At 60.3% G+C, this 26,413-nt stretch carries 23 protein-coding genes; 11 read left to right on the forward strand and 12 right to left on the reverse strand.

Annotated elements, in window-relative coordinates; all coding sequences use genetic code 11:
* Positions 1-142: 142 nt before the first annotated feature.
* From dxs to murA, 9 genes are all read left to right on the forward strand, one after another.
* Complete coding sequence (gene dxs, locus AB2L51_RS11810) at positions 143-2,185, forward strand: 1-deoxy-D-xylulose-5-phosphate synthase (protein WP_400922062.1); 2,043 nt, start codon at positions 143-145, stop codon at positions 2,183-2,185.
* A gap of 2 nt (positions 2,186-2,187) precedes the next feature.
* Positions 2,188-2,841 (forward strand): ABC transporter substrate-binding protein, encoded by a 654-nt coding sequence (locus AB2L51_RS11815; protein WP_395582801.1) that lies wholly within the window; start codon positions 2,188-2,190, stop codon positions 2,839-2,841.
* A gap of 68 nt (positions 2,842-2,909) precedes the next feature.
* The gene (hpnI, locus tag AB2L51_RS11820; protein WP_166116039.1) at positions 2,910-4,085 is read left to right on the forward strand and encodes a bacteriohopanetetrol glucosamine biosynthesis glycosyltransferase HpnI; all 1,176 of its coding nucleotides are present in this window, start codon (positions 2,910-2,912) and stop codon (positions 4,083-4,085) included.
* 146 nt (positions 4,086-4,231) lie between these two features.
* Entirely contained in the window at positions 4,232-5,659 is a 1,428-nt protein-coding gene (hpnJ, locus tag AB2L51_RS11825) for a hopanoid biosynthesis associated radical SAM protein HpnJ (protein WP_184382724.1), read from the forward strand.
* 122 nt (positions 5,660-5,781) lie between these two features.
* Positions 5,782-6,636: a hopanoid biosynthesis-associated protein HpnK gene (gene hpnK, locus AB2L51_RS11830; RefSeq protein WP_395582802.1), complete on the forward strand. Its 855-nt coding sequence runs from the start codon at positions 5,782-5,784 to the stop codon at positions 6,634-6,636.
* Between the two features lie 385 nt (positions 6,637-7,021).
* On the forward strand, positions 7,022-8,779 hold the full coding sequence (locus AB2L51_RS11835; protein ID WP_395582804.1) for a carbohydrate porin: 1,758 nt from the start codon (positions 7,022-7,024) through the stop codon (positions 8,777-8,779).
* Between the two features lie 160 nt (positions 8,780-8,939).
* Positions 8,940-9,164 (forward strand): hypothetical protein, encoded by a 225-nt coding sequence (locus AB2L51_RS11840; RefSeq protein WP_395582805.1) that lies wholly within the window; start codon positions 8,940-8,942, stop codon positions 9,162-9,164.
* The gene (dcd, locus tag AB2L51_RS11845) at positions 9,155-9,709 is read left to right on the forward strand and encodes a dCTP deaminase (protein WP_166116032.1); all 555 of its coding nucleotides are present in this window, start codon (positions 9,155-9,157) and stop codon (positions 9,707-9,709) included. The genes AB2L51_RS11840 and dcd overlap by 10 nt, the downstream gene beginning before the upstream one ends.
* 5 nt (positions 9,710-9,714) lie before the next feature.
* Complete coding sequence (gene murA / locus AB2L51_RS11850) at positions 9,715-10,977, forward strand: UDP-N-acetylglucosamine 1-carboxyvinyltransferase (RefSeq protein WP_395582806.1); 1,263 nt, start codon at positions 9,715-9,717, stop codon at positions 10,975-10,977.
* Between the two features lie 105 nt (positions 10,978-11,082).
* Here the strand turns inward: murA and AB2L51_RS11855 are convergent, their stop codons facing one another.
* The 9 genes from AB2L51_RS11855 to budA all read right to left on the reverse strand — a co-directional run bounded on the left by AB2L51_RS11855 (position 11,083) and on the right by budA (position 22,468).
* Positions 11,083-11,676 carry a LutC/YkgG family protein gene (locus tag AB2L51_RS11855; RefSeq protein ID WP_395582807.1) on the reverse strand — a complete coding sequence of 198 codons (594 nt, stop codon included), beginning with the start codon at positions 11,674-11,676 and terminating at the stop codon, positions 11,083-11,085.
* Entirely contained in the window at positions 11,673-13,079 is a 1,407-nt protein-coding gene (locus tag AB2L51_RS11860) for a lactate utilization protein B (RefSeq protein WP_395582808.1), read from the reverse strand. The genes AB2L51_RS11855 and AB2L51_RS11860 overlap by 4 nt, the downstream gene beginning before the upstream one ends.
* Entirely contained in the window at positions 13,076-13,819 is a 744-nt protein-coding gene (locus tag AB2L51_RS11865) for a (Fe-S)-binding protein (RefSeq protein WP_395582809.1), read from the reverse strand. The genes AB2L51_RS11860 and AB2L51_RS11865 overlap by 4 nt, the downstream gene beginning before the upstream one ends.
* A gap of 29 nt (positions 13,820-13,848) precedes the next feature.
* On the reverse strand, positions 13,849-15,546 hold the full coding sequence (locus tag AB2L51_RS11870; protein ID WP_395582811.1) for a thiamine pyrophosphate-dependent enzyme: 1,698 nt from the start codon (positions 15,544-15,546) through the stop codon (positions 13,849-13,851).
* A 100-nt stretch (positions 15,547-15,646) separates the two neighbouring features.
* Complete coding sequence (gene glcF / locus AB2L51_RS11875; RefSeq protein WP_395582812.1) at positions 15,647-16,981, reverse strand: glycolate oxidase subunit GlcF; 1,335 nt, start codon at positions 16,979-16,981, stop codon at positions 15,647-15,649.
* An 11-nt stretch (positions 16,982-16,992) separates the two neighbouring features.
* Positions 16,993-18,201, reverse strand: coding sequence for an FAD-binding protein (locus AB2L51_RS11880; RefSeq protein WP_395582813.1), 1,209 nt, complete (start codon positions 18,199-18,201; stop codon positions 16,993-16,995).
* 21 nt (positions 18,202-18,222) lie between these two features.
* Positions 18,223-19,716, reverse strand: coding sequence for an FAD-linked oxidase C-terminal domain-containing protein (locus tag AB2L51_RS11885; RefSeq protein ID WP_395582815.1), 1,494 nt, complete (start codon positions 19,714-19,716; stop codon positions 18,223-18,225).
* Positions 19,717-19,897: 181 nt separating this feature from the next.
* The gene (gene alsS / locus AB2L51_RS11890) at positions 19,898-21,586 is read right to left on the reverse strand and encodes an acetolactate synthase AlsS (RefSeq protein WP_395582816.1); all 1,689 of its coding nucleotides are present in this window, start codon (positions 21,584-21,586) and stop codon (positions 19,898-19,900) included.
* 99 nt (positions 21,587-21,685) lie between these two features.
* Positions 21,686-22,468: an acetolactate decarboxylase gene (budA, locus tag AB2L51_RS11895; protein ID WP_395582817.1), complete on the reverse strand. Its 783-nt coding sequence runs from the start codon at positions 22,466-22,468 to the stop codon at positions 21,686-21,688.
* A gap of 119 nt (positions 22,469-22,587) precedes the next feature.
* On the opposite strand from budA, the gene AB2L51_RS11900 reads away from it, so the two are divergent.
* Positions 22,588-23,538 carry a LysR family transcriptional regulator gene (locus AB2L51_RS11900; protein WP_395582818.1) on the forward strand — a complete coding sequence of 317 codons (951 nt, stop codon included), beginning with the start codon at positions 22,588-22,590 and terminating at the stop codon, positions 23,536-23,538.
* 15 nt (positions 23,539-23,553) lie between these two features.
* On the opposite strand, the gene AB2L51_RS11905 is transcribed toward AB2L51_RS11900, so the two are convergent.
* Complete coding sequence (locus AB2L51_RS11905; protein ID WP_395582819.1) at positions 23,554-24,015, reverse strand: Lrp/AsnC family transcriptional regulator; 462 nt, start codon at positions 24,013-24,015, stop codon at positions 23,554-23,556.
* Positions 24,016-24,391: 376 nt separating this feature from the next.
* Here AB2L51_RS11905 and AB2L51_RS11910 point away from each other — a divergent pair, with 376 nt between their 5' ends.
* A complete protein-coding gene (locus AB2L51_RS11910; protein WP_395582820.1) occupies positions 24,392-25,867 on the forward strand; it encodes an amino acid permease in 1,476 nt (491 codons plus the stop codon).
* Positions 25,868-25,970: 103 nt separating this feature from the next.
* Here the strand turns inward: AB2L51_RS11910 and AB2L51_RS11915 are convergent, their stop codons facing one another.
* Both AB2L51_RS11915 and AB2L51_RS11920 read right to left on the reverse strand, forming a co-directional pair.
* Positions 25,971-26,153, reverse strand: coding sequence for an RcnB family protein (locus tag AB2L51_RS11915; protein WP_395582821.1), 183 nt, complete (start codon positions 26,151-26,153; stop codon positions 25,971-25,973).
* The coding region (locus AB2L51_RS11920; protein ID WP_400922080.1) for a hypothetical protein at positions 26,075-26,413 on the reverse strand (339 nt) is incomplete at its 5' end. The genes AB2L51_RS11920 and AB2L51_RS11915, both read right to left, overlap by 79 nt.

Genomic DNA, 26,413 nt, shown 5'->3' on the forward strand with positions numbered 1-26,413 from the left:
AAAACATTAAACCAAACCCCTTTGGTTCGCGATGTCTGTCGGCATGTTAACGCGATGTAAGGCACGCCGGAGAACAGCATACCCCGCCTGTAACAGGCAGTTATGCGCCGTTTTCCGCTAAAAAGAAGATGGAAACAATCGCATGGACAGTTCTAAAAACCAGAACGCCGCGTCACCGATTCCCACTTTTGGCCGTTTTCCTGCGCTGGATCGTGTTCGGGTTCCTGCGGACCTGCGCAACCTGTCTGTTGAGCAGCTCAAGCAGCTTGCGGACGAACTGCGGGCCGAAACCGTGGATGCGGTCTCCACCACCGGGGGGCACCTTGGGGCCTCGCTTGGCGTTGTGGAACTGACCGTAGCCCTGCACGCGGTGTTCGACACGCCCGATGACCGGGTAATCTGGGATGTGGGCCATCAGGCCTACCCACACAAGATTCTGACCGGACGGCGCGAGCGCATCCGCACCCTGCGCCAGCCGGGTGGGCTGTCGGGCTTTACCCGCCGCTCCGAGAGCGAATACGACCCGTTTGGCGCGGCCCACTCCTCCACCTCCATTTCCGCTGGGCTGGGGATGGCGGTGGCGCACCACCTGCGCGCGGAGGATGATCCCTCCTACCGTGAACGCAATGTGATTGCGGTGATCGGCGATGGTTCCATTTCCGCCGGTATGGCGTATGAGGCCATGAACAACGCCGCAGTAGCCGGGCCGGGTGCCGAACGCCTGATCGTGATTCTCAATGATAACGAGATGTCCATTGCTCCGCCGGTCGGGGCCATGTCCAACTACCTCTCGCGCCTCATGTCGTCGCGCAAGTTCATGGAACTGCGCGAACTGGCGGGCAAATTCGTCAAGAAGCTGCCCGCCCCGGTGGAACGCACCGCCCGCAAGGCGGACGAATACGCACGCGGCATGATTACCGGCGGCACACTGTTCGAGGAGCTGGGCTTTTACTACGTTGGCCCCGTGGACGGGCACGACCTGCCGCAGCTGGTCACGATCCTGCGCAACCTGCGTGATACGGATAAAGGCCCCATCCTGCTGCATGTGATTACGGAAAAAGGCCACGGCTACCGCCCGGCAGAAAACGCGGGCGACAAATACCACGCCGTAGCCAAGTTCAACGTCATTACCGGTGAGCAGAAGAAAGGCCCCGCAGGCCCGCCCAGCTACACCTCGGTTTTTGCGCGTGAACTTGTCCGCCGCGCCCAGACCGACAAACGCCTGACCGCGGTGACCGCCGCCATGCCGTCCGGCACGGGCCTGGATGCGTTTGCCAAAAACTACCCCGACCGCTTTTTTGACGTCGGCATTGCCGAGCAGCACGCGGTTACCTTTGCCGCGGGCATGGCCACCGAGGGCCTGCGCCCGTTCTGCGCCATTTACTCCACCTTCCTCCAGCGTGCGTATGATCAGGTCATGCACGATGTGGTGCTCCAGAACCTGCCGGTCCGCTTTGCCATTGACCGCGCGGGGCTGGTCGGGGCCGATGGCGCAACACATGCCGGGTCGTTTGACATCGCCTATCTGGGCTGCCTGCCGGGCATGACCATCATGGCCCCTTCGGACGAGCTGGAACTGCTGCACATGACAGCCACGGCCGCTGAGTTTGATGAAGGCCCGATTGCCCTGCGTTACCCGCGTGGCAACGGGCTTGGACTGGACCTGCCCGCCGAGGGGCAGGTGCTGGAAATTGGCAGGGGCCGCATGATCCGCGAGATGGGCCGCCAGTCCGGTGCACAGACGGGTGGCATCGCCATTCTCTCGCTCGGGCCAAGGCTTGGAGCGTGCCTGCAGGCCGCCGACATGCTGGCGGCACAGGGCCTGCCCCCGACCGTGGCCGATGCCCGCTTCGCCAAGCCGATTGATACGGCTCTGGTGGAAAACCTTGCCCGCAACCATGCGGTGCTGATCACCATTGAGGAAGGGTCCGAAGGGGGGTTTGGTACACAGGTCTGCCACCATCTGGCCCGCACCGGGCTGCTTGACCGGGTGCGCTTCCGCCCCATGACCCTGCCCGACCGCTTTATCGACCACAACACGCAGGACGCGCAGTATGACGAGGCCGGGCTCTCCGCACCTCACATCGTCGCAACCGCTCTTAATGCACTGGGTGTGAGCGCTACGGGCATCGGAGACATGCTCGAAGCAACCTTGTCAAACCGTGCAACCGGGACAAAATCGTAAGCATGAAACGTATTTCCTTCCGCGCAGGGCTCGTGCTTGGCATGAGCATGGCGCTTCTTCCCGTAGCTGGGGCTGGCGTATCCGCCCCGGCTGCGTTTGCCCAGTCCGCTCCGTCCGATGCCGTTATTGCCCCCGTGCAGACGCTGTACACAGCGCTTGACCAGATCGTGCAGTCCCACGGCAGCTTTGCCGAACGCAGCCAGATCGTTGCCACCGCCGTGGACAAGTCCTATAATCTGGAAGCGGTGCTCAAAGCCTCCATCGGCCTGCGTTACAACGGGCTGAATCCTGACGAAAAGCAGAAACTGCTGGCCGCGTTCAGAGCGTACACTGTCTCGCGCTACGTAAGTAACTTCAAGCCGGGTGCGGACATCAAGTTCACCATCCAGCCTACCGTGACCGACACGGCCGTTGGCGGTAACAAGCTGGTGGTCACCGACCTTGGCGCGAGCGATGGCTCAACCCCGACCGAGATCAGCTACATCATGAACAATGCCGACGGGTCATGGAGAATTGTGGACGTGCTGCTCAGCGATGCCCGCATCAGCCAGGCCGCGGCCCAGCGTTCGGACTTCAGCTCCACGCTGACCTCGGGTGGCGTTTCTGGCCTTATCAGCGTTCTTGAGCGCAAGGCTCAGGCCTACGCCCAGAACTAAGGGAGCAGGCGCGTGCGGCAACGCAAACAGACACACTCCTCCCTTATGGGGCGCATGATGGTCGGGGCATGGTAGCAGTTTTTCCTGTTCTGGCCGCCGCCAGCGCGCTTCTTTCTGTTACTGGCTGTATCCAGTCCTCGCTGGGGGCTGGACTGCTGGCGCGTTTCCGCCGCAATGAACGACTGCCTGTCGTGCTGGGTAACCCCCCGCCGGTAACCGTACTGAAACCCCTGTACGGCTCCGAACCCCTGCTGGAAGAAGCTCTGGAAAGCTTTTGCACGCAGGATTACCCCCATATGCAGATCCTGTTTGGCGTGCGCGATGCGGATGACCCCGCCATTGCCGTTGTCCGCCGCCTGCAGGAACGCCACCCATCGCTGGACATGGAACTTGTGGTGGACCCCGCCCTGCATGGGCTGAACCGCAAGATCAGCAACCTGATGAATATTCTGCCCAGAGCACGGCACGATATTCTGGTAATTTCCGATTCCGACATCCATGTGCGGCCCGATTACCTGCAACACATCGTATCGGCCCTGCACCAGCCCAATACCGGGCTGGTCACCACCCTGTACGCGGGCCTGCCTGCAAGAGGCTCCCTTGTGCAGATGCTGGCGGCCTGCCAGATCAACCACAACTTTCTGCCCGGTGTCATGCTCTCGCGCTATCTGGGGCGGCAGGACTGTTTAGGGGCCACCATGGCGCTGCGCCGCCAGACACTGGATGAAATCGGCGGGCTGGAAGCCCTTTTGCCCCATGTGGCCGATGACGCCCTGCTCGGCAGGCTGGTACGACAGGCTGGCATGAACATCGCCATTGCCGAATGCATGACATGGACCACCATTGCCGAATCCAGCTTTGGCGAACTGCTGCGGCACGAACTGCGGTGGGGCCGCACGGTGTGTACGCTGGCGCCAGCTGGGTATGCGGCCTCCTCCATCCAGCTCCCCCTCTTCTGGGCAACACTGGTTGTGCTTTTTCAGCCACATGCGGCATGGAGTTTGCCATTCTTCTGGGGCATATGGGCCATGCGCGGGGTTACGTCGCTGCTGATTGACCGCGCTGTAGGTGCGCGCGCGCTCTGGCCATTTTTACTGCTCCCCCTGCGGGACTGGCTGTCTGCCGCCATTATGGTAGGGAGCGCCAGTGGCACGGAAGTCCACTGGCGGGGCCAGACCATGCACATTGCTCCCCACCCGGACACGGCCTCCGCGCCTGTGCGGACTCTCTCCCCCGGCCCTTAGTGAACACATGCAAAGACTTGCTTTCTGCCTATACGCCAGAGTATTTGCCTAAACCAAATGCAGATACGGAAGTCCCTGAGCCAGCATTTATGCCGGAGCTTACTGTTGGACCCCACCGTTCTACGCCCCTGTCAGGATAGAAACCGATGACGATGAGAACCCTTTTTCTCCAGCCGCCAACTTTTGATGGTTTTGATGGCGGCGCAGGCTCGCGCTATCAGGCCCGCCGTGAAATTAAATCTTTCTGGTATCCGACATGGCTGGCCCAGCCTGCTGCTCTGGTTCCCGGCAGCCGCCTGATTGACGCCCCGCCCGCCAACATGGGCATGGAGCCCATTCTGGAAGATGTGAAAAACCGCGATCTGGTGGTGCTGCACACCTCCACCCCGTCCTTTGCCAAGGACGTGCAGGTGGCCCAGATGCTCAAGGACGTTAACCCGAACCTGAAGATTGGCATGGTTGGCGCCAAGGTGGCCGTTCAGCCGGAAGAAAGCCTGCTCAAGGGTGCGCCCATCGACTTTGTTGCCCGCAATGAATTTGATTACACGATCAAGGACATTGCCGATGGCATGGACTTCAAGGACGTGGACGGCATTACATGGCGCAACAAGGATGGCGAAATTATCGCCAACCGCGACCGCGCCATGATCGAAGACATGGACGCCCTGCCCTTCGTGACCGAAGTGTACAAGCGTGACCTGCGGATTGAAGATTACTTCATCGGCTACCTCATGCACCCGTACATTTCCATCTATACGGGCCGTGGCTGCAAATCGCGCTGCACCTTCTGCCTGTGGCCGCAGACCGTGGGGGGCCACCGCTACCGCACCCGCAGCCCGCAGCATGTGGCGGCCGAAATCCGTCTGGCCATGCAGTATTTCCCGCAGGTGAAGGAGTTCTTCTTTGATGATGACACCTTTACCGACGACCTGCCCCGCGCCGAAGCCATTGCCCGCGAACTGGGCAAGCTGGGTGTAACCTGGTCGTGCAACGCCAAGGCCAACGTGCCCTACGACACGCTCAAGGTCCTGCGTGACAACGGCCTGCGCCTGCTTCTGGTCGGCTACGAAAGTGGCAACCAGCAGATCCTGCACAACATCAAAAAAGGCATGCGTGTTGAAGTGGCGCGTGAGTTCACCAAGAACTGCCACGAACTGGGGATCAAGATCCACGGCACCTTCATTCTGGGTCTGCCGGGCGAAACGAAGGAAACCATTCAGGAAACCATTCGCTTCGCACAGGAAATCAACCCGCACACGTTGCAGGTTTCCCTCGCAGCACCTTACCCCGGCACGGCCCTGTTCAAGGAAGCCACGGAAAACGGCTGGCTGGACGAAAGCAACGCCGAACTGCTGGACGAAAACGGCGTGCAGATTGCACCGCTGCACTACCCGCACCTGTCGCACACCGAAATCTTCAACAGCGTGGAAGAATTCTACAGGAAGTTCTACTTCCGCGCTCCCAAGATTGCCTCCATCGTGGGTGAAATGGTGCGTTCGCCCCAGATGATGAAGCGCCGCCTGCGCGAAGGTGTGGAATTCTTCCAGTTCCTTAAAGGCCGCAAGGCTGCCTGATCTGGCATAACTGATGGCGCTGGGTGGGGGATGGCGCATAAGTCCCCCACCCAGAACAGCCATGACAGCCCCCGCCCGCCAGTGCTAGACACAGGCAAAGGCTACAAAGGGCTGCCAGAACCATGAAACGCGCCATTATTTCCGCCGATGATTTCGGCATGTCGGTTGAAGTGAACGAGGCCATCGAACAGGCCCACATCAACGGCGTTCTCTCCACTGCCAGTCTCATGGTTTCCGGCCCTGCCGCACAGGATGCGGTGGAACGGGCCAGACGTCTGCCCTCCCTTCATGTCGGCCTGCATCTGGTGGTTATTGAAGGACCATCGGTTCTGCCCCACAGCCGCCTGCCGCTGATTACGCGCGGGAATGGCTGGTTTTCTTCCTCCCAGTTCGGGCTTGGAGTGGACTACTTTTTCCGCCCCGAAGGACGGCGGGAACTGGAGGCGGAAATCACCGCCCAGTTTGAAGCCTTCAGCCGCACGGGCCTGCCGCTGGACCACGCCAACGCCCACAAGCACATGCACCTGCACCCTACCGTGGGTAAAATGATGATTGGCATAGGCAAAGGCTATGGGCTGAATGCCGTACGCGTGCCTCTGGAACCACCCCGTCCCCTGTATGCCGCAGGCACCTATACCGACACGCTGGGCGATGCCGCCCTGCGCCGCTGGACCGCCCTGCTGCGCCATCAGGCCCATGCCGCGGGCATGGCTACGAATGACTGGTGCTTTGGGCTGGCCTGGAGCGGGCACATGACCACCGAACGCATGGCCGCTCTGGCAGCCCATCTGCCTGATGGTGTGTCCGAGATCTATTTCCACCCCGCCACCCACAAAAACACCATGCTCGAAGAACTGATGCCCACTTATGAGCATGAGGCAGAGTTTCAGGCGCTCTGCGCACCGGGCTTTCGCAAGGGGCTGGAACAGGCAGGGGCGCAGCTTTGCGGCTGGCAGGACATCGCTTACGGTGCATAGCTGCCGTGCGTATGTTGCAAATTTATCGTTATAACAAAAATTTGCACTCCGTTTTTCCTAAAATGCCTATTTTGTTTGGTTTTGGGTAATAATATTTCAAAACCACTCTTGACCGGGCATTTCCCTTCATGCTCCTGATGACGAACCGACAACACAAAAACAATAACGGTCTGTCACATGGTCGCACATCCTACCCGGTGGAATATCCGCCTCCGTTCTTATGCCACCCAGTCCTGTACATTCTGGCGCTACGCCCATGCCCTGCCGGTACGTGCGGTTGTACGCACGGTCTGAACAGCAGGCCCAGCAGCACGCTCCCTAAAACCGAACCCCTGCACGCATAAGACAACTCCCTCCAGCAAGAGCGAGAGGAAGCGGAATAACAATGGCAAAAATACACCGCCCCCAGCGCCCCGGTACCTCCGAACACGGGCCAAAGCACACCCGCGCAACCGCTGCATGCGCCATTGCACTGGCCTCAGTATGGCATGCACCTTTTGGCTCAGGCATGGCACAGGCCCAGACCACCCATGCCTCCGCCCTTACGGCCCAGCCGAGCGTGTCTCCCATTTCCGACACCATCATCAACCCCGGCAGCAAGGTCCATGCCCTGCCTGCGCAATCCCTGCGCCCGCTGGATGCGGAAACCATTGGCCCGGATCTGAGCGCCATCCGACGCCCGCCCAACACGCCCATTCCGCCGAGCGGGGTGCCCATTCTGCCGTCCCCCGGTCTGGCACCTCTGAGCGTGATGCCGATCATGCCGTCGGAAACACCCCACTCGCTGCACCAGATCGAACTGGACTCCCTGATAAATGGGGAAGGCCCTTCCGCCCTGCTACCCGCAAGCTGGGACGCACAGCGCGATTACGATCTGCCAGACCCCTACTACGTGCCCACGGCAGGCGCGGGGCACCTTATTCCGCAGTTGATGCCCTTCCGCGACCGGCTGAGGGACAAGGGATTTTCGTTCTCCTTCTCCTACAAGGGGGAGGCCATGGGGCTGGCATCTGGCGGGTTACCCGGCCAGAAAGGCATCAGCTACGTGCATGAACTGACCCTGCAGACCACGTTTGATCTGGGTCGCATGAACCCGGCACTCAACGGCTGGTCGGTGCATGGGCTGGTCATGGAACGTGCGGGCCGTGCGGCGCAGAACGTGCGCGCTGGCGAATACTATGTGGCCTTGCAGGAAGTGTACACGCTCTCGGGCAACGTGGCGGCGCATCTGGTGGACATGTACGCCGAGAAAAAGATGCTCAACAACAAGCTGGACATCATTTTCGGCCGTATGTCGCTTACCCATGTGTTCGCCACATCTCCGCTGCTGTGCTCCTTCATGGTCACCTGCTCGGCCCCTGTGGCCATCAAGCAGCTACCGGGCATGAGCGTGTACCCAAAAGCCACATGGGGTGCGCGCGCGCGCTTCCGCCCCACGCGGGATACGGCCATACAGGTTGGCGCTTACTCCGTGAGCACCCTGAGCGAGAACCCTTCGGGCTGGTCATGGGGGTCCGAGAACGCAACGGGCCTGTCCCTGCCGGTCGAGTTCACCTGGGCACCGTTCCTGACCCGCAACCGCCTGCCCGGCCACTACGTGCTGGGGTATGAACACGACACCACCCGGTATGCGGACAAGATTGGCTCGGTCCTGCCCAAGCACATTGCCGACACCCTGCCCGGCACACGCTCCGCCCCCTCCGACGCCATGTGGCTGGAGGCCGACCAGATGATCTACCGCCTTGGCGGGCGTAACCAGATGGCCGGTGGCTACCTGATGGCTGGTTACGTGCATGCCACCCCGCATGTGGTCAACATATCGGATCAGGCTTATGGCGGCCTGTCGTTTGTGGGGCTGATCCCCACCCGCCTGACCGACCGGTTTGGCGTGCTGTATTCGTGGTACAAGGTCAGCCGCCGCCGCCGCGATAGCGAAATTCTGGCCGTGGATGGCGGGTATTCACTGGGATCGACCATTCGTGGAATCCAGAATGATTCCGAACTGGTGGAAGCGTATTACGGCATAGACGCCACACATGGCGTGCTGGTCCAGCCTGAGTTCCAGTATCTGATCCACCCGGGCGAAACACACCACATTCCCAATGCGGCCCTGATTGGCCTCAAGGTTATTGCCAACCTGTAAAAACCACCTCCTGCCGGTGCGCCCATCGCACCGGCAGACACGCATAAAACAGCACAAAGGCCACCCGCCCCTGTGGCGGGCTCTAGGCATGGCGCGGTACGTCTGCTAGTCAGCAAGGCGAACGTTCAACCCGTACGCGACTGGCCTTGCTGCATCTGGCATGACTGACACGCCCGACAAAACCCAATCCTCCGGACAGACCCTTTCCGCCAGAGCGGAAGCGGCCCGCGCCGAGCGGCTTGCCCGTCAGGCAGCGGCACTGCGCGCCAACCTGCGCCGCCGCAAGGATCAGGCCCGGACCAGACAGGACCATAGCACGGCGGAGGAGCCCTCCCCCGCCACCACACAGCCCCCCGGTAATGGAGAGAGCAAGACATGCCCGTGATGCCCGATACATGGATCCGCCAGATGGCGCACGATCACGGCATGATCGAACCGTTTGTGGAAAACCAGAAACGCGAAGGCGTTATTTCCTACGGTCTTTCCTCCTACGGGTATGATGCCCGCGTGGCTGATGATTTCCGTATTTTTACGGATGTGAACAACGCCATTGTGGACCCCAAGAACTTCAGCCCTGAAGGTTTTGTGTCCCGCAAGGCGGATGAATGCATTATTCCGCCCAACAGCTTTGTGCTGGCCCATACCATTGAATACTTCCGTATCCCGCGGGATGTGCTGGTGGTCTGCCTTGGCAAGTCCACCTATGCGCGGTGCGGCATTATTGTAAACGTGACCCCGCTTGAACCGGAATGGGAAGGGCAGGTCACGATCGAGATCAGCAACACCACCCCCCTGCCCGCGCGCATTTACGCCAATGAGGGGATCTGCCAGTTCCTGTTCTTCAAGGGCGATTCCCCGTGCGAGACCAGTTACGCTGACCGCGCGGGCAAATATATGGGCCAGCGTGGCGTTGCCACGCCCCGGATGTAAAGACCATGGATCATTTTGTTATCCACGGCGGCCGCCCCCTGCATGGGGAAATTACCATTGGCGGGGCCAAGAACGCGGGCCTCAAGCTGCTGGTAGCGGGGCTGCTGACCTCCGAACGGCTGGTGCTGTCCAACGTCCCCAATATTGCCGATATTGCCACCATGCGCGCCCTGCTGGAACAGCACGGGCTGGAAGTGCATGATGTTACGGGCGATGGCTCCACCCTGTCGGTCGGGGGGGATATTACCAATACCGAAGCCCCGTATGACATTGTTTCCAAAATGCGGGCATCCATTCTGGTGCTTGGTCCTCTGCTGGCCCGCTGCCGGGAGGCGCGCGTGTCTCTGCCCGGTGGGTGCGCCATTGGCACCCGCCCGGTGGACCTCCACCTTAAAGGGCTGGAAACACTGGGCGCGGAAATTACGCTGGAAAACGGCTATATTAACGCCCGCGCTCCCAAAGGGCTTGTAGGCGACCGCATTATTCTGCCCTTCGCCTCGGTCGGCGCGACCGAGAACCTGATGATGGCGGCAACGCTTGCGCAGGGCAAAACCGAAATCATCAACGCCGCGCGTGAGCCGGAAATGGTCGATCTGGCCAACTGCCTGAACGCCATGGGCGCGCGCATTACGGGAGCAGGCAGTTCCGCCATTCTGATTGATGGTGTAAAAGCCCTGCACGGGGCCGAGCACCGCATTATGCCCGACCGGATAGAATGCGGCACCTATGCCTGTGCCGCTGCCATTACGGGTGGCGACCTGCGGCTGGTTGGCGGGCAGATGGACCATCTGGGCGCTGTTGTGCGCGCACTGGAAGAATGCGGAGCCGAGATTACGCAGGATGGGAATACCATGCGGGTGCGCCGCACTGGAGCCCTGCGCGGGATCGACATCATGACCGAGCCTTACCCCGGTTTCCCGACCGATATGCAGGCCCAGTTCATGGCGCTGCTCTCGGTCGCAGAGGGGGCTTCCATGATTACCGAAACCATTTTTGAAAACCGGTTCATGCACGTGCCCGAACTCAATCGCATGGGGGCGCGCATTAACGTACACGGGTCGTCCGCCATTATCCGTGGTGTGCACAGCCTGTCTGGCGCACCGGTCATGGCGACCGACCTGCGGGCCTCATTCTCCCTCATTCTCGCAGGGCTTGCCGCTCATGGTGAGACCATTCTGAGCCGCATTTACCATCTGGACCGGGGGTATGAGGCGGTGGAACACAAGCTGGCCAGGTGTGGCGCACTGATCGAGCGCGTGCGAGACTGAGCACCCGTTACCTCCCGACCCGAGTGCCAAAAAGCCGGAGCAGCGTAAACTGCTCCGGCTTTTTTCATGCGTTTTCCACCTTCAGGCAGAATGGGAGGACAATACTCAGTCTTCCCACCATACGCTCAGAGTACGCACACCCTGCGCACCGCGGATCAGCACACCCTGAATATCCGCCGTGGCGGACGGCCCGCTCATGAGCACACCGTACTTGGCGGTGTGGAACTCCGGACGGTCCATATAGGCTGTGTGCATGTTGGCGGTCAGGTTTTTGGCCGACAGGATCACCACAATATGCTGGGTCAGATGGGCGGCGGAGTTCAGGTCCTGCAACTGGGCTTCGCTCAGGTAGATCGACCCCATTTCCGCAATGCCAAAGGGGGAGCGCACAACCAGCACATCCACCGAGGCCGCCTTCTGGGGGGTGCCCAGCTCTTCTATGCGGATCGTGCCTTCAAAATCCGGCACGGCGGAGCAGATAACCTTGGAATCGGGGAAGCGGCGGGCAATGGCGGTGGCCAGTGTGTCCCCCTCCTGCCGTTCCAGCACCTGCCCACCCAGAATCTGGAGGCTGTTTTCAAACCGGGCCTGCCCGTTATCCATGTCCCCCAGACGTGCAACGGGGGGAAGCGGGTGGGCCTTGGGGTCTGGCCTGTTATCCCGCAGGCGGGTCAGAATGGCATCGCGCGAGGTGCTCATGCGCTTTCCCCTTCCTTCTTTTTGGTTTTCAGGCGGTTCTGCTTGTACCAGCTATGGAAGGTCTGCTTGACCGGGTGTGGCAGTTCGCGGTGCTTGCCCCACGGATTAAGCCAGTTATACAGCACAAAGCGCGGCATGGTGCTGAGCGCGACCTCGGTCCCGTTAATGGCGGCACGGTACAGGGTGGGCTGGCCCATGAGCTTGCCCGCCATGTGCATGACCTCACGCTTTACAAACGGCAGTTCATGATGTTCGGCCAGCACCCGCCGCCATTTGTAGAGCTGTTCGTGAATGTTGATCTTGACCGGGCACACATTGGTGCAACTCCCGTTCATGGTCGAGGCAAAAGGCAGCGTGCTGTATTTGCGTTCGTTAAAGGTGGGGTCAATAATCGCGCCAATGGGGCCGGAATACACCGCACCATAGGACAGACCACCCGAACGGCGATAAACCGGGCAGGTATTCATACATGCACCACAGCGGATACATTTGAGCGAGGTCCAGAAGTCCTCCATACCCAGACGGTGCGAACGCCCGTTATCCACCAGCACCACATGCATCTCGCTCCCTTTTTGCGGGCCACGGAAATGCGTTGTGTATTGCGTAATGGGCGAACCAAGGGCCGAGCGTGAAAGCAGGCGGATAAACACACCCATATCCGCCATACGCGGCACCAGCCGTTCAATCCCGATCGTGGCAATGTGCAGGCCGGGTACAGTCGCACTCAGGTCGGCATTGCCTTCGTTGGTGCAGACGACAAAGGAGCCTGTTTCGGCCACCACAAAATTGCCGCCGGTCATGCCCGCATCGGCAGACAGAATAACCGGGCGGGCGGCCAGCCGCTGCTGCCACGCAAGGGACTGCGCGCTGTTGTCGTTGGGGTCCGTGTGGTAATGCTCGGCAAAAATTCTGGCCACATCAGGGATCAGCTTGTGAACGGCTGGCACCACAATATGGCTGGGCATCTGGTTATCCAGTTGCTGGATACGCTCGCCAAGGTCGGTTTCCGTAACCACAACGCCGCGTGGTTCCAGATACTCGCGCATGCAGCATTCTTCGGTCACCATGGATTTGCTCTTGATGAGCGATTTGGCGCCGTGCTTTTCCAGAATTTCGCCAACAATGCGGTTATGTTCCGCGCCATCGGCTGCCCAGTGCACATGAATACCGTTCTTTTTGGCGTTGGCCTCAAACTGTTCGAGGTATTCTGGCAGGTTGGCCAGCGTGTGCTCCTTGATGGCGGATGCACGTGCGCGCAGTTCCTGCCATTCGGGCAGACTATGCATCTGTCCGTCACGCTTTTGCCGCAGGTCCCACAGCCGCTCGTCATGGAAATCCATGTGGGCGGTATCTTCGATAAACGCTTCCGCCGCCTTGGCGTGGTTGACAGGTTTGACTTTCATTCCCGCGCTCCATTCAGAATTTCAGCAATATGAATGAAGCGGATGGGAACACCGGCCCGCTCCGCACACCCTTGCTGGTGCATCATGCAGGACGTATCGGCCGAGACAATATACTCGGCCCCGGCCTGATGGTGGTCCCGCACCTTGTCCGTGCCCATTTTGGCCGAAACAGCCTCCTCCGTAACCGAGAAGGTGCCACCAAAACCGCAGCATTCATCAGGCCGTTTGGGTGTAGCAAAGGAAATGCCCCTGACCTTGCCCAGCAGATCCATGGGTTTGGAAAAGAACGGCTCGCCCAGTTCGGACATGCTGGCCGTGCGCAGGGCGCGCAGGGTGCCGCAACTGTTGTGCAGCCCCACCTTGTGCGGGAACTCCGCCCAGGGGAAGTCCTGCACCTTGAGCACGTCGTGCAAAAACTCGACCAGTTCAAACGTGTTTTCACGCACATGGCGTACGTCATCGGTCTGCTCGATGGCGTCAAAATTATCGCGCACATGGTGTGTGCAACTGCCAGACGGCATGACAATGGCGTCATACTGGGCAAAGTTTTTAACAAACAGGGCCTCTGCCGCGGCCGCATCCTTGTTGCAGCCCGAATTGGCCATGGGCTGGCCACAGCAGGTCTGGTTCATTGGGTATTCCACGTCCTGCCCCAGCTTTTCCAGCAGTTCCAGTGTGGCAATCCCCGCGTTTGGATAAAACGCGTCTATATAACAGGGAATAAACAACCCGATTTTCATACGCACCCCCGGTAAAGAAGCGAGCCTCCTCAGCTCGCTGCAATCACAATTTCCACTAACGATGGGCCATCAGTCGCCAAGGCGGCCTCCAGTGCGGGGGCAATATCTGCCGCCCGCGTGACTTTGGTGGAGGGTACCCCCATGGAACGGGCGAGCGCCTGATAGTCTATGCTCGGGTTAACAATATCCATGGCCGGATATGTGCCCTCCCGCGCGGAAATATAATCTTTCTGCTGCCGCATGAAGTTCTTGAGCACGTTGTACTCCTGATTATTCATGACCACAAAAGTAACGGGCAGCTTTTCATGGGCCGCGGTCCACAGTGCCTGTGGCGAATACAGGGCCGCCCCATCCCCCACAAGGGAGACCACACGCTCGCGCCCAAGGCCGAGTGAGGCCCCAACCGCTGCGGGCATGCCCCAGCCCAGCGCACCACCACGCAGGAACGAATACTGCGCGGACCACGCACTTTCCAGAAACAGACGTACATCGGAGGATGTGGCTATGGCCTCATCCACAATGGCAATATCCGGCCCCACGGCCCGCACCACTTCCCACGCGGCAACGCTGGGGTGGATGACCGCATCGCTGCGGTGGGCCTGCATGGCCAGTCTGGCCTGCGCCTTATGCTGCATGCGCTGGGCGGCCACATGCTCGCCTGCCGCATGATAGGCAGCGGCTCTGCCCTGTGTGAGCACCTGCAACTCCGACAGCAGGGCCTGAAGTGATGCCCGCACATCCCCCACGACCGAGAGCGGGGTCCAGAACGTGCGCCCAAGGTCCCGCACATCGGACGACATCTGATACACCGCACAGCTTGGCGGCAGGGCCGGGCCTTCGGTGTAGAGAATGGTAATGAGCGATTTGCCACCAAGGGCAAAAATGGCGTCATACGCGCCCAGTGTCTGCGCAATGGCGGTTGCCTGTGTGGGCAGGTTGCCGCACCACAACGGATGTGCCGTGGCAAAGGGAATGCGCGACGGCCAGGAAGAACCATAAACCGGGGCACCCAGGCATTGGGCCACGGCGGCGACCTCGGCCGCGGCATCGGAGCCATACACCTCGTCCCCCGCAATAATGGCCAGCCGCCCCGGCGCTATACCCGCCAGCGCACGGGCCAGCTCGGGCAGGCCACCGGCCACAGCCTGCCGGTTGATCTGCGATGGCGCACCAATATCCACCGCACTCAGCTCCTCCATGACATCCATGGGAAGCGAGAGGAACACAGGCCCGGCGGGGGCTGCCGTGGAATCATGGAAGGCGCGGCGCAGCAGCACGGGCAACTGGTCCGCGTGGGCGACTTCCTGCGCCCATTTAACGGCGGGGCGGGCAATCTGCACCAGATCCCCGAACAGCAGCGGGTCGGAAATGGTATGGCGCGAATCCTGCTGCCCCGCAGTCACCACCAGCGGTGTTTGCGAGACACTGGCGTTCAGCAGGTTCCCCAGCCCATGCCCCAGCCCGCCCGCCGTATGCAGGTTTAAAAAACCCGGCTTGCGGGCAGCCTGCGCATAGCCATCGGCCATGGCCACAACACTGGCCTCCTGCAGGCCCAGTACGTAATGCACGTCGGGTATTTCCAGCAGCGCGTCTATCAGCGGGAGTTCGGTGGTGCCGGGGTTGCCAAAAATGTAATCAACCCTCTCGCTCCGTAACACCTCCAGCAATACGGCAGCCCCACGGCGCAACTGCCCCCCGGCTGTATCCACCCCTGTTATGCCTGACATGCCTTATGCTCCCCTGCGCTGTTGCGCGCCTTGCACCTGTATCCGCCGCACCCACCGGCACAGGACCACGCACGCAGCCTGCGGCATGGCCCTGTGCTGGCTATTCCGCAGCCAGTTTCTGCCCTTTAAGGGCAGCAGGTTCCGGCCCACCAGTGGCCCAGTCCAGCAGTTCCACCGTATGTACGAAGGGCAGCCCGACCTCCCCTGCAAGCTGGGTCATGCACCCGATGTTGCCGCTGGCGGCAATCTGGGCATGCACGGAGCGGATGTTGCGCAGCTTGCGCGCCTTCAGCTCATTGGCGATGTCTGGCTGGAGCAGGTTATAGGTACCTGCCGACCCGCAGCACAGGTAGCCTTCGGGCACATCCAGCACGGTAAACCCGGCCTCACGCAGCAGGTCCTTGGGCTGGTTCACAATCCGCTGGCCGTGCTGCATGGAACACGCGGAATGGTACACCACCCGCAGCCCCGTGGGGGTGGTGGGTTTTTCCAGCCCGATCTCGACCATAAACTCGGTAATGTCCCGCGCCATGGCGGATACGCGCGCGGCCTTGTCCGCCCATTCCGGGTCCAGCCTCAGTGTGTGGCCATAGGCCTTGATGGATGTGCCGCAGCCGGATGTGTTGATGACAATGGCATCCAGCCCGTCCGGGCCATCGGCCTCACGCAACCAGGCGTCAATATTGGCCTTGACCAGTGGCAGGGCCTGCGCCTCGTCCCCCATATGTTCGGCGGGGGCACCACAGCAGCCTGAGCCTGCGGCGACCACCACCTCTACCCCGTGGCGCTGTAGCAGGCGGATTGTGGCCTCGTTAATGGCGGTGTCCAGCACGGTCTGCACGCAGCCGTTAAGCAGCGCCACACGCTTGCGCGGTTTGACCGCCTTACCCGCCTGCGGTGCGGGCAAAAACGTTTGCGGCCGGTCCACAGGGCTGGGAGCAGGCAACGGTCTGGTTGGCACCATATCCAGCATGGCCCGCAGGGTGCCAGAGAACAGACCCCGGAAGGGCCTGCCCAGACGCCCGCCAAAAATGGCAAGGCGGAACAGGCGGGCATTAGGGATAAGCCGGATCAGCAGTTCGCGCACGGCACGCTGGAAGAGCGGGCGTTTGTAATGCTCCTCCACATATTCGCGGCCATGGGCGATCAGTTTGGAGTATTCCACGCCTGACGGGCAAATGGCCTCACACGCAAGGCAGGTCAGACAGCGGTCCAGATGTTCGACCGTTCTGGCATCGGGCACGCCACCTTTTTCGTACATGTCCTTCATCAGGAAAATACGACCGCGTGGGCTATCGTTTTCCTCATGCCTGACAGCGTATGTGGGGCAGCGCGAAAGGCACACGCCACAATGGACACAGTTACCAATAATGTCCTTGGCCAACTGCACGTTCGGGTCCGCATCCAGCGCGGCCTGAGGGATATGGCTGAGCATTGGGGCGTCTCCTATGCCTGAACGGTCATGCGGCCGGGGTTGAGAATACCTGCCGGGTCAAAGGCTGTGCGGGTGCGCGCGGCCAGAGCCGCAACCCCCGCACTGACGGGCGGGAACGCGCCAAACTGGGCACGCACCGCATCGGGCGCACGCAGCAGGGTTGCACGCGCGCCGGCCTTTTCCGCCATTTTACGGTAACGCAGGATATCCACCTCGGGCTGCACGCCGCGCATAGTGGAGAACACCACACCCCCTGCCCAGTCCACAAAAAAGCGGTTGATGCAACCTGCGCTGCGCGCCTGCTCCACAAAAGTGGGCATGGTTGTAGCGGGCAGGTTCACACGCCAGACCAGTTCCTCCGGTTTGGCGTTCAGGCAGTCCAGTTCGCGCACACCGGCCCACAGGGTGCGGCTCTGCTCCTGCTCCAGCACCGCCATGTTACCACGGGTGGCCAGCATGCCATTGAGCACCTGCTGGTTGCCCGCAACGCCGGGGACTGTGCCTTCCACGCGCACCAGCAGTTCGCACACCCCTGCGGCATTGACCCGGCGGGCCAGCCCGCCAAGCCCCAGCGGAAGGGCGCGCATTCTGGCAAACAGGGCGACGTCCTCCTCCAGTGTGGCGGCGGGCAGCACCAGCGTTACCTCCGCCCGTGGGGCAGGCAGAACCTTGAGTGTAACGGTTGTCAGCGCCGCCAGCGTGCCGTTGGCCCCTGTCACCAGTTTGCTGATGTCGTAGCCGGTTACGTTCTTCATGGTCCGGCCACCTGCCTTGAACACGTCGCCCTGACCGTTCACGCCTTCCACACCCAGAACGAAGTCCCTTGCAGCCCCGGTCAGAATCCGGCGCGGACCAGACAGGGCGGTGGAAACCGCCCCGCCCAGCGTGCTGCGTGCGCCACTGGTACCGTACAGCCCCGCATAGCGTGGGGGTTCAAACGGCAGGTATTGCCCTTTTTGCGCCAGAACCTGTTCGACCTCATCCAGCGTAGCGCCAACACCTGCGCGAATCACCAGATCATCGGGGTCATAAAAATCAATCTGGTCCAGCGCACCCAGTTCCAGCACGCGGGTAGCGGCAACCGGGTTACCCAGCCCGGCACGGGTGCCATTGCCCCGCACCACCAGAGGCTCGCCCCGGCTGGCCGCGTCCATAAGAATATCCGCAACGTCCTGTGTTGTGGCAGGACGCATGGATGCAGTGGTTTGTGTGTCTGTCATGCTTGTTATGCCCTACCGGAATCAGAAACGCGGAATATCCGCAAAACGCAGGTTGCCGTTGTTCACATGCATGCGCCCGAACTCCGCACAGCGGCACAGGGTGGGGAACATCTTGCCCGGGTTCAGCAGATCCTTGGGGTCAAACGCACATTTGACCATCTGCTGCTGCTGCAAATCCACATCGGTGAACTGATGGGTCATCAGGTCACGTTTTTCAACGCCAATACCGTGTTCGCCACTGAGCACCCCGCCCGCATCCACGCAGGCGATCAGCACATCGGCTCCGAACGCCTCGGCTTTTTCCAGATCACCCGGCTTGGCCGCATCATACATGATAATGGGGTGCAGGTTGCCATCCCCCGCATGGAAACAGTTGGCGTAATCCAGCCCGTATTTTCTGGACATGTCCGCCATCTTGTTCAGCACCTCGGGCAGCTTGTTGCGCGGGATGGTGCCGTCCGTGCAGTAATAATCCGGGCAGAGCTTGCCAATGGCGGAAAACGCCAGCTTGCGGCTGCTCCATATGCGCTGGCGTTCTTCCTCCGTGCTGCTGACCTTGAGCTCAATAGCCCCCTGCTCACGCGCCACATCGCTGACCACGCCAACCAGTGCGTCCACCTCAACCGCCGTGCCATCAAGCTCGCACAGCAGGAGTGCGGCCGTGCGGTCATCAAACTTTTCCTTGATCAGAACCGAAACCGCATCAAGCACCTTGCGGTCCATGAACTCCAGACCCGCAGGAATAACGCCCACGCCAATAATGGCGCCCACACATTCGCACGCTTCCTCCACGGATGCGAAGCTCATGGAAATAACGCGCGCGACCTCGGGTATGGGCTCCAGCCGCACGGCAATTTCGGTCACCACCGCCAACAGCCCTTCAGAGCCGGTCAGCACCCCCATAAGGTCCAGATCACCCTCGGCCGCACCAAGATAGGCACCGCCCAGTTCCAGCATTTCGCCGGTCATCAGCACGGCCTGCATGCCCAGAATATGGTTGGCGGTCACGCCGTATTTAAGGCAGTGCACGCCCCCGGCATTTTCCGCCACGTTGCCGCCGATGGTGGAAATCAACTGGCTGGACGGGTCGGGCATATAGCACAGACCAAGATGGCTGACGGCCTCGGTAATTTTAATATTGGGCACACCCGGCTGCACGCGGGCTACGCGGTTGCGCTCGTCCACCGCCAGCACGTTGCACAGGCGGGACGTCACCAGCAGCACGCCATCTTCCAGCGGCAGGGCGCCACCCGAGAGCGACGTGCCGGAACCACGGGGGACAATCTTGACGCCTTTTTCGTTGCAGAAACGCAGAACAGCCTGCACCTCCTGCGCAGACCCCGGCAGCACGACCAGCAGCGGCATGGCCATGTAGGCGGTAATGCCATCGCACTGGTAAGGCCTGCGCTGCGCATCGTCGGAAATAACCCAGTCTTTTCCTACAATCTGGCGTAGACCCTGCGCCAGGGCGTCACGCTGGCTTATAATGGTCTGGTTGGGTTCGGGCATCTGCATTCTTGTTCTCTTTCATACTGCGTTGCCGCGTCATGGAAGAAAAAAGGCAGTCTGCCTGCCTCCTTTGCTCCGTCCGTCAGTGGCGCCGTGCGCGGTGTTATAACAACATTATCGCACCAATGAAATGGACAGAGCGGATGACAGCAATAGAACCTGTTCTGCGTCAAGCGCAGCGCTTTGTTCAGGCTGCTGCCGTGGTTTCCCCCAGCTGCGCCAGAGGCTGCATGAGCAGGTGGTTGTGCGAGTAGTCAACCGGCACGGCAATAACCACCGGACCTTCCACATCCATGGCCACGCGCAGGGCCTGCCGCACGCCATCTTCCGTTGTGGCGGTCATACCTTTTGCCCCGCAGGCTTCTGCATATTTTGCAAAATCAATCGGGCCAAAATGCACGCCGGAGCCACGGCCGTACTTCTTCTGCTCCTGAATTTCGACCATGTTGTAAGCCTGATCAATCCAGACCATATGGATCAGGTTGCACTTCAGGCGCACGGCTGTTTCCAGTTCCATGCTCGACATCATGAATCCACCATCGCCCGAAATTGAAACAACTTTTTGCGATGGGTTAACAAGGCTGGCCGCAATCCCCCACGGCAGGCCCACACCCATGGTCTGCTGGCCGTTGCTGATAAGCACCTGACGCGCACGGAAGGAGAGCAGATAACGGGCCAGCCAGATATGGAATGTCCCCATATCCAGGCACAGGGTCATGTCCGGGGTTACAAACTGCTCCAGCTCACGCACGATCTGGAGCGGGTGCACGGCGGAGTTGCTGCTGCTGCGTGCCGTAAGCAACGCGGTGCTGCGGGCTTTTTTGTACCCCTCCAGCACTGCTTCCAGCTCCGGCGCGCGGGCAAGGCCACCGGCTTTGCCGCCCAGCCCCGCAAGGGTCAGGGCAATGTCACCGATCAGTTCAATGGCGGGCACAAAGGCGTTGTCGAGTTCAGCGGCCACAATATCAACATTGATGATCTGGCGGGCGTCATTCACGTTCCACAGCCACGGGTCATATTCCACCGGGTTGTAGCCCACGGCCACCACCACATCGGCCTCGTGCAGGAGTTGGTCCCCATGCTGGTTGCGGAACAGGCCGATCCGCCCGCCAAAGCGGTCCACCAGCTCCTCCGATACGGCACCAGCAGCCTGATACGTACCCACAACCGGCACGCCTGTCTGTTTGACAAAAGCGCGCACGGCATCTGCCACATCCGGGCGGCTGGCCAGCATGCCCAAAAGCATGACGGGACGCCTGGCTTTTTTAAGCAGCATTGCGGCCTCGGCCACTACATCCGCCGGAGCGCCCCCCATGCGCGGAGCCAGACGGTCGGCCAGAACCGGCGCATGGGCAGGCATGGACAGCACATCCATGGGCGTGCTGACAAATGCCGCACCCGGCCGCCCACTTTCTGCAAAGCGGAAGGCGTTGGCCATAACTTCCGAAATGGCGGTGGGGGTGGTCAGTTCCACGCTGTATTTGGTTACGGGGCGGAACAGGCTGACCGTATCCATGGTCTGGTGTGTCAGCTTAAGCCGGTCTGCCAGCTTGACCGCGCCACCAATGGCCAGAATGGGGTCCCCTTCCGAATTGGCGGTGGCCAGCCCGGTAATAAAATTGGAGGCACCGGGGCCGGATGTTGCAATGCACACCCCGGCCTTGCCAGTCATGCGGCCAAGGCCACCGGCAATAAAGGCGGCATTCTGCTCATGCCGGGTCACAACGGTTTCGATCGGGGAATCAACCAGCGCGTCAAACAGCCGGTCCACCTTGGCACCGGGAATACCAAACACATGGGTAATGCCATGCGCTTCCAGATTTTTGACAATAAGCTCCGCACCGCATTGTGCAGTGGTCTCTGCCATTTTGGTCATTGTTGTAAAAACCCTCAGGTCAGGCGGGGTTGCGGGAGAAAAAGTCGCGCGACAACCCCGTACAGTTCAAAAAAACAAACAGATCAGGCCGGTAAGGTGTCAGCCACCTTCGGCAATGCGAATGGCTTCACTCAGGCTTTCGGGGTTCAGGTTGGCCTGCGCAAACTGCTTTGTGCGCGGCAACTGCACCTGAAGGTCGGAAATCGTGGCGACCTCAAGCAGACCCTTAACAATTCTGTATTCGGTCACATGCCCGCCGCGCTTATGGTCCTCGGACAGAAAGTGCAGGTGGTAGCCAGCAACATTCACGCCCTGCATGTAAACCGGGCTGCGGAAGCCGATCATGGTTCCGGTAACCGATTCCAAGGTAAAGGTCGGCTGCTTTTTAACCACTTCGAGCATATGCGGGTACGGCTTGCACTGGCAGAACACCGTGCGCGTATCCACCCGCTCGAACAGGCCGGTAAAACGCACCGCACCAAACAGGTTGGGGTTGCCAAGCAGGTGGTCCACCAGTTCCTCAAAGCTTTCCTTGTCCTTGGGCGTGTCGATCATCACGTTTTTTTCGGGTTCGAAATACGTCACGCAGGCAAAGGGAGTTTTGAGCGAGCCGGGCACCTCCGCTGCCAGCCCTTCCGCACGGAACTGGCGCACAACACCGTCCGTTACAATCATTTCCCCATCAAGGGAGTTAAAGGTGCCCAGACCAAAGTTACCGTGCTGGAGCAGCTCATCCAGCGTGGTTTCCCCGTCGTACACCGCATCCAGCAGGGCAGCCATGGTGGAGGTCTGGTAAAGGCGGTTCACTGGTGGTTTGCCCACAACCCCGCTCCCCAACGCCGCGGACCGCAGATCGATATCCGCTACCGGCTGCTTTACCATGCTCAACACTCCTTCAAACACTTAACGGCCCATACGCATCTGACGCAGATGTTATAACGGCTTGAAGTAGTCTTCCAATATATCTTGGCGGTGTTATCCATATCAGTTATATATGGGTTATGGATATCCGACACCTGCGCTATTTTGTAACCGTGGCCGAACATGGCTCCATTACCCGTGCGGCCGAAGCGCTGGGCATGGAACAGCCCCCCCTGAGCCAGCAGATCCGCCAGCTTGAAAAAAACCTTGGCGTGGTGCTGTTCGAGCGCCTGACGCGCGGCGTCAAACTAACCGACATCGGGGCTGTGCTCCTCCCGCGCGCCAGAACCATTCTGGACCTGCAGGCCCAGTTTCTTTCCACCGCGCAAGGTCTGGCACGGGGGGAAATGGGGCATATCCGTCTGGGTCTTGCAGGGGCGGTCTCGCTTTTGCCGGTTATCCCGTTCACTATCCGCCGGTTCCGGGAAATGGCACCCGATGTCACCATTTTTCTGGAGGAGAGCAACACGCCCTCGCTGTGCACCGCGTTGCATGAACATAGCGTGGACATTGCCATTGTGCGCCCCCCTGTGCCCGACCCTGTGCGGCTTTCGGTTTTTCATCTGCTGGACGAACCCACGGTTATTGCCCTGCCGCGTGGGCACAAGCTGGCCGATACCCCCGTGATCAGTCTGGACATGGTGGCGCAGGACCCGCTGATTATCTTTCCGCGGGAGTTGGGGCCGGGTTTTCATGATGCCATTCTCTCAGCCTATCAGGTGGCCGGAGTGACACCCGTTATGGGGCAGCAGGCACCGCAGATTGCAGGCACCATTCCGCTGGTGGCCGCAGGGCTTGGGGTTTCGGTTGTGCCGCGCTCACTCAGCCAGATTCATGCCGGGGGGGTCACCTTCCATACCATTAGCGAGCCCGCCCCACGCGCCACACTAGCCGTGGCCATACGTGCGGGCCAGAACATGCCGCTGGTCACCCGCTTTGCCGGTGTGCTGCGCACGGCCTGCCGCAAATGGACAAACCGCCAGCCAGAGCAGGACTTTTTTGATCTGGAAGATCAGACAGGGCCAAAATGACCGGGCCACCGGGGCCTAAAACGCGTATCCCCTTGCGTCGGCCACGGCCCTGAGCACAAAAAACGTGCGGGTCTGGCGCACATGGGGCAGAACGCTCAGCACCTCGGCATGGAAGCGGTCAAAACCTTCCATATCCCCAACACGGATTTTTAAAAAATAGTCAAAATCTCCCGCCACAAGGTAGCAGTCCAGCACTGCGGGCTGGGCAGCCATGGCGGCCTCGAACATGGGAAAACTGTCTGCCGCACGCTCCAGCACAACCCCGACCAGCACCACCATGCCCAGCCCGACCCTGCTGGCGTTCACTCTGGCCTGCACGGCGGAAATATACCCTTCGTCAAACAGCCGCTGCACCCGGCGGTGGCAGGTGGCGGGGCTGACCTGCACCTTGTCCGCCAGATCGGTATTGTGGATGCGTCCGTTATTTTGCAACAGGCGCAGAATCTGCCGGTCCGTCTTGTCCAGACAATTTTCCATGGCTCCGGCCCTCCAATTACCTAAATATATGAAATTTTGTTATCTGTTTTTTATTAAAAGCGAAATTTTCCGTCACTGCAGTTCTACTTTCTGAATTAAAACTGTCTGACCCTGCTCCTCACCATTTCATAATCACATCCGGGTGCACAAGAGCAAAAATGGGGCCTCCCATTCTGGGCTGTCCATGAGAAAACAATAAAATTATTTGCCGCACAGGACGGATTTTGTTTAATTTTATATAAGTTGCAAAAGGACTTACACATCACCCCGGTTTGTTGCACAAAAGAAACGGTTGCAGACCCGCCACTTCATCAGGTTTCTGTACCGGAACAATCTACCGACCCCGTTCCCGCCACCAGCACGGAGACAGACCACTTTGAGCACGCATGCACCGCCGCCATCCGATGCCCCGTCAGGCCTGACGACGGAAGGTTACCGGCAGGGTCTGGGTAAACGGCAGATCCAGATGATTTCCGTCGGCGGAGCCATCGGCACCGGCCTTTTTCTGGGCGCGGGCAGCCGGTTGCAGGCTGTGGGGCCGTCCCTTGCCATTGTTTATCTGGTTTGCGGCGTGTTTTCCTTCCTCATGCTGCGCGCCTTGGGGGAGTTGGTCATGTACCGCCCCACCAGTGGCAGCTTTGTCTCCTACGCGCAGGAATTTCTGGGGAGTCCGGCTTCCTACGTTGCAGGTGCGCTCTCGTTCTTCAGCTGGGCCATGACCGGCATTGTCGATATTACCGCCGTAGCACTTTACATGCATTTCTGGGGTGTTTTTGCCATTGTTCCCCAATGGGTCATGGCGCTGATGGCCCTGATTGTCATCACCTGCATGAACCTGATTGGCGTCAAATGGTTTGGGGAAATGGAGTTCTGGTTCTCCATCATCAAGGTTGCCGCCCTTCTGGCCTTTCTGGTTGTGGGCACCGTCATTCTGGGCCTGCGCGTGCCCGTGGACGGGCATATCACGGGCATACAGCTCATTACCGAGCATGGCGGGCTTTTCCCGCACGGCATGCTTCCTGCCCTTGTACTCATTCAGGGCGTTGTGTTCGCCTATTTCGGCATAGAGATGATCGGCACCGCCGCAGGGGAATGCAAAAACGCCCGCGAAGTGCTGCCCTCGGCCATTAACAACGTGATCTGGCGGATCATAATCTTTTATGTTGGCACGGTTACCTTGCTGGTTATGCTGCTGCCCTGGTCGGCCTATCAGGCCGGGGTTAGCCCGTTTGTCACCTTCTTTTCCCACCTTGGGGTACCGGGGGTGGATTCGCTCATGAACATAGTGGTGCTGACCGCCGCCCTGTCCAGCCTGAACTCGGGCCTGTATTCCACCGGGCGGGTTCTGCGCGCACTGGCCGTAAACGGGACGGCTCCGCGCTACCTTGCCCATATGAACAAACAGGCCGTGCCAGCCGCCGCCATTTTAACAACTGTTGCCATTTATCTGGTTGGGGTGGGGTTAAACTACCTTCTGCCTTCCCAGATTTTTGAGATTGTTCTCAACATGGCCTCTATCGGCATTGTCGGCACATGGTGCTTTATCGTGCTCTGCCAGATCAAACTGCGACAGGCCATTCGGGCAGGCCGTATTGCCCCCACGGGCTTTGCCATGCCCGGCGCACCCGTTACCGCGTGGCTGACCATTGCCTTTTTTATCAGCATTCTGGGGCTGATGCTGTTTGACTACCCAACAGGCACCTATTCCATTATGGCCATTCCCGCCCTTGCCGCCCTGCTGTTTGTGGGCTGGAAGGCCGCAAGCCACACGCCCCTTAACGTTGTGCCCCAGACCATACCTTCGGCTGAATTAACCGATGATGCCGATTTTACCCCCCCCCGTGCGGAGTAAACACCGGCACGCCCTTCCCTGCGGCATCTGGCCCGCAGGGACAAAGGACACAAAAAAGGGGAGCCTGTCTGGCTCCCCTTTTTTACTGGCCCACGCAGGCCACCTAGTAGCCCGGCGGGGGTGGGTAAGGTACGGGAGCGGGTGCTACCGGATATACCGGGTAAGGTGTTGCCACCGGGTAAGCACTCCCCGCGATGACATTGGAAATTATACCCGTTGCCACTGCCGCCAGCAAAAAGCTGCCGCCATAGCTGATCCAGCGATAACCCGGTGGCGGCGCATACAGGCCACGATAACCGCGCCAATTATCCACAAAAATACCGCCGCCGTCATACCGGTCACCCCGCCGCCACATGCGGCCATGCGGGCCGCGATATGGGCCACCGCCCCAGCCCGGACCTCCCGGCCGCCCTCCCGGACCACCACCTGGCCTCCAGCCCGGACCTCCGGGTCTACCGGGGCCACCATGGCCGCCACCGGGTCCCCGGCCCGGACCACCGGGACCACCGTGACCACCACCTGCCCCCCAGCCCGGACCACCCGGAC

Origin of the sequence: Acetobacter fabarum (assembly GCF_040702925.2) — a bacterium.
Taxonomy (GTDB): domain Bacteria; phylum Pseudomonadota; class Alphaproteobacteria; order Acetobacterales; family Acetobacteraceae; genus Acetobacter; species Acetobacter fabarum_B.

Coding starts and splice junctions, on each gene's coding strand:
- dxs (WP_400922062.1), top strand. CDS start 143: ATGGACAGTTCTAAAAACCAGAACGCCGCGTCACCGATTCCCACTTTT.
- AB2L51_RS11815 (WP_395582801.1), top strand. CDS start 2,188: ATGAAACGTATTTCCTTCCGCGCAGGGCTCGTGCTTGGCATGAGCATG.
- hpnI (WP_166116039.1), top strand. CDS start 2,910: ATGGTAGCAGTTTTTCCTGTTCTGGCCGCCGCCAGCGCGCTTCTTTCT.
- hpnJ (WP_184382724.1), top strand. CDS start 4,232: ATGACGATGAGAACCCTTTTTCTCCAGCCGCCAACTTTTGATGGTTTT.
- hpnK (WP_395582802.1), top strand. CDS start 5,782: ATGAAACGCGCCATTATTTCCGCCGATGATTTCGGCATGTCGGTTGAA.
- AB2L51_RS11835 (WP_395582804.1), top strand. CDS start 7,022: ATGGCAAAAATACACCGCCCCCAGCGCCCCGGTACCTCCGAACACGGG.
- AB2L51_RS11840 (WP_395582805.1), top strand. CDS start 8,940: ATGACTGACACGCCCGACAAAACCCAATCCTCCGGACAGACCCTTTCC.
- dcd (WP_166116032.1), top strand. CDS start 9,155: ATGCCCGTGATGCCCGATACATGGATCCGCCAGATGGCGCACGATCAC.
- murA (WP_395582806.1), top strand. CDS start 9,715: ATGGATCATTTTGTTATCCACGGCGGCCGCCCCCTGCATGGGGAAATT.
- AB2L51_RS11855 (WP_395582807.1), bottom strand. CDS start 11,676: ATGAGCACCTCGCGCGATGCCATTCTGACCCGCCTGCGGGATAACAGG.
- AB2L51_RS11860 (WP_395582808.1), bottom strand. CDS start 13,079: ATGAAAGTCAAACCTGTCAACCACGCCAAGGCGGCGGAAGCGTTTATC.
- AB2L51_RS11865 (WP_395582809.1), bottom strand. CDS start 13,819: ATGAAAATCGGGTTGTTTATTCCCTGTTATATAGACGCGTTTTATCCA.
- AB2L51_RS11870 (WP_395582811.1), bottom strand. CDS start 15,546: ATGTCAGGCATAACAGGGGTGGATACAGCCGGGGGGCAGTTGCGCCGT.
- glcF (WP_395582812.1), bottom strand. CDS start 16,981: ATGCTCAGCCATATCCCTCAGGCCGCGCTGGATGCGGACCCGAACGTG.
- AB2L51_RS11880 (WP_395582813.1), bottom strand. CDS start 18,201: ATGACAGACACACAAACCACTGCATCCATGCGTCCTGCCACAACACAG.
- AB2L51_RS11885 (WP_395582815.1), bottom strand. CDS start 19,716: ATGCAGATGCCCGAACCCAACCAGACCATTATAAGCCAGCGTGACGCC.
- alsS (WP_395582816.1), bottom strand. CDS start 21,586: ATGACCAAAATGGCAGAGACCACTGCACAATGCGGTGCGGAGCTTATT.
- budA (WP_395582817.1), bottom strand. CDS start 22,468: ATGGTAAAGCAGCCGGTAGCGGATATCGATCTGCGGTCCGCGGCGTTG.
- AB2L51_RS11900 (WP_395582818.1), top strand. CDS start 22,588: ATGGATATCCGACACCTGCGCTATTTTGTAACCGTGGCCGAACATGGC.
- AB2L51_RS11905 (WP_395582819.1), bottom strand. CDS start 24,015: ATGGAAAATTGTCTGGACAAGACGGACCGGCAGATTCTGCGCCTGTTG.